Genomic DNA, 4,925 nt, shown 5'->3' on the forward strand with positions numbered 1-4,925 from the left:
GCCGCGAGCGCCAGCGCGAGGTTGACCGCCGTCGTGCTCTTGCCGACGCCGCCCTTGCCCGACGCAACCGCGACGATGTTCTTGACGTTCGGCATCAGCTTCACGCCGCGCTGCGCGGTGTGGGCGACGATCTCCTGCGACACGTTGACGCGCGCGTCGCGCACGCCCGGCACGGCCTTGAGTGCCGCGGCGACCTGCGCCCGCACGTCGTCGTGCAGGCTCTTCGCGGGATAGCCGAGCACGACGTCGACCGTCACGGCATCGCCGTCGATCGCAACGTTGCGCACGCCTTTGCTGGCCGCATACGGACGGCCGGTATTGGGATCAACGACAGCCGCCAGCGCGGCGTCAACGAGTGCCCGGTCAATGCTCATTGAAACTCCGTGAAAACGTTGTTTTCGCGCTCAAACGTCAAGAATCATCAAATAACGCGGCGAAAATCGGGAAAAGTGAAAGAATCTGTTGCACGCCATTGCGCGAACGCGCGGGCCGGCGCAATCTTCGCGTGCGGCACGCTATGGGGCCAAATCGAGCCGTCACCGCCTATATTGTAGAGGCTCGCGCGTCGCGCTGCCCGAACAGTTATGCCCTCGGGCAAAGCGTGCAGTTGCCGCAGCGGCTGTTTGGCACAGGCGCGCTCCGCTTTTCCGGACGCGCCCGCGAAGGATGCCGTACCGTTTTGTCGTTGTCGACTCGTTCAACCAAGAGAGGAATCCAAGATGAACATGAAAATCGCGACTCGCCTGTCCGTCTTCGTATTGGCGGGTGCCGTACTCGCCGGCTGCGCAACATCGCCGCAAGGCACCAGCACCGCCGTCGGCACGGGTACGGGCGCAGCGCTCGGCGCAGGCATCGGCGCGCTGGCGGGCGGCGGCAAGGGCGCGGCGATCGGCGCAGGCGTCGGCGCGCTGGTCGGCGGCGTGACGGGCTACAACTGGCAAGCGATCAAGAACAAGCTCGCACCGTCGGCCGCGCAGACCGGCACGCAAGTGACCGAGCAGCCGGACGGCTCGCTGAAGCTGAACGTGCCGAGCTCGGTGACGTTCGCCACCAATCAATATGCAGTCACGCCGGCCTTCACGCCGCTGCTGAACGACCTCGCGTCGACGCTGAACCAGAATCCGCAGATCACCGCGTCGGTGGTCGGCTACACGGACAGCACGGGTTCGGCCGGCTACAACCAGACGCTGTCGCAGAACCGTGCGCAGAGCGTCGTCAGCGCGCTGGCGCAGCGCGGCGTCGCCGCAAGCCGCCTGTCCGCGCAAGGCATGGGCGCGTCGAACCCGATCGCGGACAACGCGACCGAAGCCGGCCGCGCACAGAACCGCCGCGTCGAAATCTACCTGCGCGCTGCCCGTTAAACGCTTACAGCGGGGAAGCACGGGCGCGCCGCCCGCACATCCCCGCCGGACAAGGCTTCCGGCGGGGCCTGTAACAAATCGAAAAAATTTTCGAACTTCTCTCACGCGCCGTGGTCTCTTTATACGGTACGTGGCTGGTGTTGCCGGCGCGTCACCATTCTCCTCTTGTCGTTGTTGCTCCGGGGCCATGATCGCCCCGGTTTTTTTTGCCCGCGCGATCCATGCTGCGTTGCAGTCATTCCGCCGCCGGGCCCCGCCGTTTCCCTCGCCTCCCGCTTTGCGCGGCCTCCGAGCGCCGCCCGCCTGTCCGCCCCGCGCCCCTGCTAGAATCGCAGTTTCCAGAAGATTTCCCGCAGTTCCTCTACCGATCCCCCTATGTCCGCATCCGACCTCACCTCCGTGCAGGCCGGCGCGCCGCAAGGCCGCCGCCAGATCCTCGTCACGTCCGCGCTGCCGTACGCCAACGGCCAGATCCATATCGGCCATCTGGTCGAGTACATCCAGACCGACATCTGGACGCGGACGATGCGAATGCACGGTCACGAGGTCTACTACATCGGCGCGGACGACACACACGGCACGCCGGTCATGCTGCGCGCCGAGAAGGAAGGCCTGACACCGAAGCAACTGATCGACCGCGTCTGGACCGAGCACAAGCGCGATTTCGACAGCTTCGGCGTGTCGTTCGACAACTTCTACACGACCGATTCGGACGAGAACCGCGTGCTGAGCGAGACGATCTATCTCGCGCTGAAGGACAACGACCTGATCGCCGAACGCGAGATCGAGCAGGCGTACGACCCGGTCAAGGAAATGTTCCTGCCGGACCGCTTCATCAAGGGCGAATGCCCGAAGTGCCATGCGAAGGACCAGTACGGCGACAGCTGCGAAGTGTGCGGCGCGACCTACCTGCCGACCGAGCTGCTGAACCCGTATTTGGTCGTGTCGGGTGCGACGCCGGTTCGCAAGACGTCGACGCACTACTTCTTCCGCCTGTCCGATTCGCGCTGCGAAACGTTCCTGCGCGAATGGGTCAGCGGCCTCGCGCAGCCGGAGGCGACCAACAAGATGCGTGAATGGCTCGGCGCCGATGGCGACGCGAAGCTGGCCGACTGGGACATCTCGCGCGATGCGCCGTACTTCGGCTTCGAGATCCCGGGCGCGCCCGGCAAGTATTTCTATGTGTGGCTCGACGCGCCGGTCGGCTACTACGCGAGCTTCAAGAACCTGTGCGACAAGCGCGGCATCGATTTCGACGCGTGGGTCAGCAAGGATTCGAAGACCGAGCAGTACCATTTCATCGGCAAGGACATCCTGTATTTCCACACGCTGTTCTGGCCCGCGATGCTCGAGTTCTCGGGCCACCGCACGCCGACCAACGTGTTCGCGCACGGCTTCCTGACCGTCGACGGCGCGAAGATGTCGAAGTCGCGCGGCACGTTCATTACCGCGCAAAGCTATATCGACACCGGCCTGAACCCGGAATGGCTGCGCTACTACTTCGCCGCGAAGCTGAACGCGACGATGGAAGACATCGACCTGAACCTCGACGATTTCCAGGCGCGCGTCAACAGCGATCTCGTCGGCAAGTACGTGAACATCGCAAGCCGCGCGGCGGGCTTCCTGCTCAAGCGCTTCGACGGCCGCGTCCAGGACAGCGCGATGAACCACCCGCTGCTCGCGACGCTGCGCGATGCGATCCCGCAGATCGCCGCGCACTACGAGGCGCGCGAATACAGCCGCGCGCTGCGCCAGACGATGGAGCTCGCCGATGAGGTGAACGCGTACGTCGACGGCGCGAAGCCGTGGGAACTCGCGAAGGATCCGGCCAACGCGGTTGCGCTGCACGAAACCTGCAGCGTCAGCCTCGAGGCGTTCCGCCTGCTGTCGCTCGCGCTGAAGCCCGTGATGCCGCGCGTCGCGGAAGCGGTCGAGGCGTTCTTCGGCATCGCGCCGCTCGCGTGGAGCGACGCGGCCAAGCCGCTGTCGTCCGAGCAGCCGATCAAGGCGTACCAGCACCTGATGACCCGCGTCGACGCGAAGCAGATCGAAGCGCTGCTCGCCGCGAACCGCGATTCGCTGCAGGCCGCGCAGACCGGCGCCGCAGCGGCCGCATCCGGCGCGCAGGCGGCAAAAGCCGCCAAGCCGGCCAAGGCGGACGCGAAACCCGCCGCCGGCGCGAACGACGGCGACGCGCACATCTCGATCGACGATTTCGCGAAGATCGACCTGCGCATCGCGAAGATCGTCGCGTGCCAGGCCGTCGAAGGCTCGGACAAGCTGCTGCAGCTCACGCTCGACGTCGGCGAGGAAAAGACCCGCAACGTGTTCTCTGGCATCAAGTCCGCCTATCAGCCGGAGCAGCTGGTCGGCAAGCTGACGGTGATGGTCGCGAACCTCGCGCCGCGCAAGATGAAGTTCGGTCTGTCCGAAGGGATGGTGCTCGCCGCCTCGGCTGCCGACGAGAAGGCCGAGCCGGGCCTCTACATTCTCGAACCGCACAGCGGCGCAAAGCCGGGCATGCGCGTGAAGTAAGCGAAGCGTTGCCGGACGCTTCGGCGCCCGGCCTGCCCGCGATACGGAGAAAACCCCGTGCGGCGGTTGAAGGCACCCCAAAAGTTGGACATCGATCCAGCCTTTGGGGTGTTTTTCATCGTGCGGCGCATGCGCGACGTGTCCGGCGCACGGCCGTCAGCGGCCGCTGAACCAGCGATCGAAGCGCCGCGTGTAGTTCAGGTCGACACCCTGGAACGTGCCGCCGTACGCGGACACCGACCAGAACCGCGTCAGGTTGAGCGTCGCCTTGAACGCGTTGCTGGCCGATTGCAGGCCCTGCTCGTAGCCCAGCACGAAGCGCTCGTTGATCGCCTTCGACAGTTGCACGACCTGCGGATCGGTCAGGCCGACGTCGCTGCGCCCGATCGAGAATTCGTCGAGGCCGAAGGTCTGCGCGACGCGCTTGCCGGTCGCGCTGCCGAGCAGCGCGAGCGCCGCCGTCATCGTGTTCTGCTGGCCGAGGTTGTTGCCCTGGTCGGTGCCGTGGCCGAACAGCAGCCACGACAGCTTCTCGTTGTCGGCCACGTTCGGCTCCGATACGAGCTTCACATACGGCGACTGGATCGTCCCCGTCACCTGCACGCCCGCCTCGACTTCCTGGTTGCGCCGCATCGCGAGAATGTTGATGCCCGGATTCGAGACCGGGCCGTTGAACGTGAAGAAGCCGTTCTCGATCGCGAGCTTGCGTCCGAACGACGTGTACGTCGACCCTTCCGTCACGCGCACGTTGCCGACCGCACGCAACGGTGCGCCCGGCGCGCTCATCACGGTCACCGTGCCGCGCAGGCCGAGGTCGGCGCCGTGGCCCTTGAAACGGAAACTGTTGCCAAGGTCGATGTCGATGCTCGCGCGCGGCGCGAGCGACGGTGCGGGCTTTTCCGTCGCCGGCTGCGGTTTCGCGACCGCGGTGCCGGTCTGCGCCTCGCCGCGCACCGTGCCGTCCGGACGCACGATCACGACGTCGTCCGACAGATGCGGCGCGGCCTGTTCCGGCAGGTCGAACAGCGC

General features: G+C 65.9%; 4 protein-coding genes. 2 read left to right on the forward strand and 2 right to left on the reverse strand.

The window, feature by feature from the left end; all coding sequences use genetic code 11:
- A partial coding sequence (locus KH616_RS21310) for an iron-sulfur cluster assembly protein (protein WP_292250561.1) occupies nt 1–374 on the reverse strand: 374 nt, incomplete at its 3' end.
- Nucleotides 375–719: 345 nt separating this feature from the next.
- Here KH616_RS21310 and KH616_RS21315 point away from each other — a divergent pair.
- The gene (locus tag KH616_RS21315; protein WP_292250563.1) at nt 720–1,361 is read left to right on the forward strand and encodes an OmpA family protein; all 642 of its coding nucleotides are present in this window, start codon (nt 720–722) and stop codon (nt 1,359–1,361) included.
- A gap of 375 nt (nt 1,362–1,736) precedes the next feature.
- Nucleotides 1,737–3,896, forward strand: a complete 2,160-nt coding sequence (metG, locus tag KH616_RS21320; RefSeq protein WP_292250565.1) for a methionine--tRNA ligase — start codon at nt 1,737–1,739, stop codon at nt 3,894–3,896.
- 156 nt (nt 3,897–4,052) lie between these two features.
- On the opposite strand, the gene KH616_RS21325 is transcribed toward metG, so the two are convergent.
- Nucleotides 4,053–4,925: translocation/assembly module TamB domain-containing protein (locus KH616_RS21325; protein ID WP_292250567.1), on the reverse strand; the 873-nt coding region annotated here is incomplete at its 5' end.

Origin of the sequence: Burkholderia sp., from assembly GCF_018375725.1 — a bacterium.
Lineage (GTDB): Bacteria > Pseudomonadota > Gammaproteobacteria > Burkholderiales > Burkholderiaceae > Burkholderia.